This window comes from Pseudomonas sp. FSL R10-0056 (genome assembly GCF_009600105.1).
In the GTDB taxonomy this organism is placed as follows: domain Bacteria; phylum Pseudomonadota; class Gammaproteobacteria; order Pseudomonadales; family Pseudomonadaceae; genus Aquipseudomonas; species Aquipseudomonas bubulae.
Genome location: NZ_WIWL01000028.1, coordinates 1 through 3,806, shown reverse-complemented (window position 1 = coordinate 3,806; position 3,806 = coordinate 1). Strand labels below are relative to the sequence as shown.

Sequence of the window (3,806 nt, the reverse complement as noted above, 5' to 3'; positions counted from 1 at the left end):
ACCACGACCACCGCCACCTGGGCCACCCCCGCCGAGTTCCCGAGCATTGACCACAAAGACCTTCTGCGTATGGTCAGGCCCGGCCTCATCGTCTCCGCCCTTGACTTCCCGAATCACATCGAGCAGCTTCAGACCGGTTTCGACCGGGTCCAGTTTGGTATCTGCAGCGCCCTCGCCCTCCGGCGCTTCATCCTTGCGACCGAGCAATGCATTGAGGCCTGCCGAGACCAGCGACTTGACCGCGTCCCCCTTGCCGTCCCCATCATCGTCACCACCACCCAGTGCGTCCTTGGCGTTGGTAACAAAGACCGACTGCACACCGGCGCGACCTGCACCGCCACCGCCGCCCAATCCGCCCCGGGCCAGATTGACCAGCCCCCGGCCGATCTTAAGCGCGCCCAGCAGACTGGTCACGACGCTGGCACCGGTGGCCAGAGCCGTCAGCCCCATCACCAGCTTGGGCGACTCGTCCGACAGCTTGGTGATGCCCTTGACCACCGTAGTCAGCCCAGAGGCCACCGCATCTGTGACCGGTCGAATGGCATCGCCCACGCTGCGCATAGCGTCGTTGCCTGCCTGAATCGTCTCGGCCCATTTTTGCGACGAGGTGTCGCGCCGTTCCGACAGGTTTTTGTCCAAGATCCCAGAGGCTCCGGACGCCTCGCTTTTTAGCTGCTCGTATAGCGCCTTGTTCTGCACATAGGCCGTCAGCGCCGACTTGACCTGCATGTCGGCAAAGATATCGCCCGTGCGCAGCGCCTGCTCCAGGCTGTTAAGCATGGCCTTGGCTTTTTCCGGGTTCGCCTCCTTGCTGATCCGGGCCGTGGCCTCGGCCATCTGCGCCGCTTTCTTCGGGTCCGTCGCTTCGATGTAGCGCTTGGCCAGGCCGAAACTGGCCTCCAGGGTCGACATGCCCCCTTGAATGCCGGTGTTGAGCGAGCCCTGGTAATCAATGCCAGCCTTCTTGTACGCGTCCACCACCTCGCCGGAACCGATTTTCTCCATCCAGTTCTTGAGGTTGTTGGCCGCCTCGTCGGAGGTGCCGGCGGTTTTCATCTGCACCTGGAGCATCGCGCCCAGTTGCGTGACGGCATCCATGCCGGTGATGCCCTGCTTCTGCATGCTCGCCAGCAGCTGCGGAAACCAGCGCGCCATGTCGCTAGCCTCGAAGCTGCCCGCCTGCCCTTGGAAAGCCACCGCCTCCAGCGCCTTTTCCAGCATCTTGGGGTCGGTGATATTGGCGTTGCTTTGCAGCGCCTGGATCATCTTCGCGGTGTCGACGCCGGATGAACCTTGCCCCACCACGAACTTGGCCGCCACCGGCGCAAACTCCATGGCCTGCTTCAGCTCCATGCCGGCGCCGACCAACTGGTTGACCACGTCGGCCACGTCGTTGCGACCCATCCCGATGTCTTTCGACGTCTGAATGATGCTGCGCGACATGGCGCCTTCCTGGGCCGATCGGGCCACGCCGGCCTTGATCGCAATGTCGCGGATGATCGCCTGATAATCGGCGCTGACCTTGCCCGTGGCCGCCACCAGGCCGGTGGCCACCACACCCTGAGCCACGCCCGCGCGCAGCTTCTGCTTGCCCTGATCGATCTGGCCGATACCCTTGGCCTTCAATTCCGCGCTGCGCCCGGCCCGGCCCAACCGATCGTATTCCTTGGCCAGCCGGCCGACCTCGACGCCTTCCTTGCGCAGCACGCCGAGGTTTTTCTCCAGCCGATTCAGGAGCGCGGTCGCGCCCTTCTCGCCGGCAGCGTGGGCCTTTCTCCATTCATCGCGCAGGCGCATGGTTTCGCCAATCGTGCTCTGCAGCACCCGCGCCTTTTTGCCCTGCTCGCTCAGCTTCTTGACGCGACTTTCCACGTCTTTGAAAGCAGCGCCCACGGTCGAGCTGACCGCGCCGCCGATCACCAGGCCGAGCGCCATTTTGTTTGCCATAGGATTGCCCTGTTACGCGTAACGGAGGGAATGGCTCAATCCGTGAGCCACCACAGCATGCGATTGAACGGCATGGCCTCGATTTCGCCGGCCGAGAAGTGAAACTCCCGGGCCAGCTGCTTGGCCGCCGCCTTAATCGTTGTAGGGGTAAGGTTCATCATCTTCGACCAGGCGAAAATAGCCGGCCTGCAGGCGGTTGTAGTCGACGACCGTCATCGCGCCAATGTCCTTGTCACCCGCCTGGGTCAGGGAGGCGAACAGGATCAGCTCGCGCTTCTCGGCATCCCCACCCGATTGCACGGTGGCCAGCTGCACATCCTTGACGGTCGGTGCGCGCAGGCTGACCCGATTGACTTTGATCTGGTTGATTTCAACCGCCCGGCGCAAGGTGATGGTGGCCCCTTCCTCGGTCAGTTCCAGCCAGCTTGGCAACTTCTTCATAGTGGTCATGTTCGGTATTCCTTAGAGGCCCAGGGCGTTGCGCACGTCGGCCAGTTGGTCCACGCCGTCAATGACGCGCACAGAGTTGATCGGATCGATTTCAAACATCACCCGCCCGTCGATTTCGAGCTTGTAGTAGGTGACGTCCACGGTGAACTTGAACTCGGCCTTGGCGCCGGCCGACCATTCGCCCGGGTCCACTTCGCGCAGACCGCCGCGCAGGGTGGCCACCACGGCGGTGGTCGCGCCCTTCAGGCCCTTGAAGGCACCCCGAAACGAGGCGTTGAACCCGGTCTGGTCAAAGGCGCCGACGTACTTCAGCACCTCACGACGGATGCCGTTGGTGGCAAAGCTGGCTTCCAGCTTTTCCAGGCCCATGTCCATGCCCACCGGTGCATCCATGCCGCCGCCGCGATATTCCTCGGTTTTCACCGACACCTTGGGCAGGCTCAGGCTCGGTACGTCGCCCTGCAGGCTCATACCGTCGACAAACATGTTGGTGTTGAAAAGGGTTTGCGGAATCATTGAACGCCTCCTTAGGCTTCCAGAACTTCAGTCAGCCACTGGTTAGTGACCTCGACTTGGAAAATCGGGTTTTCCGCCGGCGGTACGTCGGTGAAACGAATGGTCCAGTACACCTTGCCCTGCTCGATCTGGGTGGCGGTGGTCTTCTCCAGGTCGGGATAGACCTCGAAGTTGATCACCGCGCCCAGGGCTTTCAGATCGCGCATGAAGGCGTTAACGGTCTCGGTCACGTCCTTGACGTAGGTCTTGGTGATGCCACGGTCCACCGCCCACTTCATGCCCACCTGAATCGCGTCCATCACCATGTCGGTGGTGCGCACCCGGGTGACAAAGGACCACTTCGAATCGGCCGACAGGGTGCGGTTGCCCCACAGGCGATAACCGCCATCGCGGATGATGGTGGTGATGCTGGCCGCGTTGAGCAGGTTGGCCCGGCAGGTTGGATCACCGTCCAGGTACTCGATCGGGCGCACCGTGCCGGTGATGCCGGCAATTTCCTTGTTCGACGGTGACGCCCAGAAACCAAAGCGCGCATCGGTTTGCGCGAACAGGCCCGCCGCGATCGCCGAGGCCGGCACCGCCTCATCCGCATTGGTCACCGTGCTCCACTGCTTGACCGCCGGGTCGACCATGTACAGGCGCTTGCTGCCGAAGTTTTCGGCGTAGGCAATCGCCGCCTCATCGGTGGTGTTCGGCCCGTCGATAATGCCGATGGCCTTGAGCCGGCCCGCCAGCACATCCATGGCGGTGGCCACCGCCTCGGTGGCACTGTGCTTGGGCGCGATCAACAAACGCGGCTGCAGGTTGAACAGGCTCTTGCCGTCCAGCAGCGCCTGCATGCCGGTGCGCTTGCCGTCAGCCGCCACCCCGCCAATGATCGAACTGGTGAGCAC

The 3,806-nt window shown here is 62.9% G+C and carries 5 protein-coding genes; all 5 read right to left on the bottom strand.

The window, feature by feature from the left end; translation table 11 throughout:
- Positions 1-1,947: phage tail tape measure protein (locus tag GHO42_RS01920; protein ID WP_256671101.1), on the bottom strand; the 1,947-nt coding region annotated here is incomplete at its 3' end.
- Positions 1,948-1,982: 35 nt separating this feature from the next.
- Positions 1,983-2,105: a hypothetical protein gene (locus GHO42_RS25960; RefSeq protein WP_256671100.1), complete on the bottom strand. Its 123-nt coding sequence runs from the start codon at positions 2,103-2,105 to the stop codon at positions 1,983-1,985.
- Positions 2,080-2,397 (bottom strand): phage tail assembly protein, encoded by a 318-nt coding sequence (locus GHO42_RS01915; protein WP_153328950.1) that lies wholly within the window; start codon positions 2,395-2,397, stop codon positions 2,080-2,082. The genes GHO42_RS25960 and GHO42_RS01915 overlap by 26 nt, the downstream gene beginning before the upstream one ends.
- 12 nt (positions 2,398-2,409) lie before the next feature.
- Entirely contained in the window at positions 2,410-2,913 is a 504-nt protein-coding gene (locus tag GHO42_RS01910) for a phage major tail tube protein (RefSeq protein WP_153328947.1), read from the bottom strand.
- 11 nt (positions 2,914-2,924) lie between these two features.
- Positions 2,925-3,806, bottom strand: an 882-nt coding sequence (locus GHO42_RS01905; protein ID WP_153384089.1) for a phage tail sheath family protein, incomplete at its 5' end; no start/stop codon positions are given.